Source organism: Prevotella sp. OH937_COT-195, assembly GCF_003932845.1.
Taxonomy (GTDB): Bacteria; Bacteroidota; Bacteroidia; order Bacteroidales; family Bacteroidaceae; genus Prevotella.
This window is the reverse complement of the sequence record NZ_RQZH01000222.1, coordinates 1-239: the sequence shown is the minus strand read 5'-3', so window position 1 is coordinate 239 and position 239 is coordinate 1. Positions and strand designations below refer to the sequence as shown.

Sequence of the window (239 nt, the reverse complement as noted above, 5' to 3'; positions counted from 1 at the left end):
AGAATATGTATCAGCGAAGTACACAGGTACGCCTAAGTATTTGGTGATGTCCTTATGTGCCGCAAATTCAGGTCCATTATCAGTGGTAATGGTCTTCATGCAGTCTTTGTATGGCAGCAGCAGTTTTCTAACCACCTTTGCCGGAGGCTTTGACCGCTTCCCAAATGGCAGTTTCCGCATAAGCAACATATTGGTGGATTTCTCCACCGGTGTGAGTATGGCGTGCCGGGCAGGATCGA

1 pseudogene is annotated in these 239 nt (G+C 48.1%); it reads right to left on the bottom strand.

The annotated features are described in order from the left end of the window. Positions 1–239, bottom strand: a pseudogene (locus EII32_RS11960) (IS30 family transposase); the annotation flags it as partial.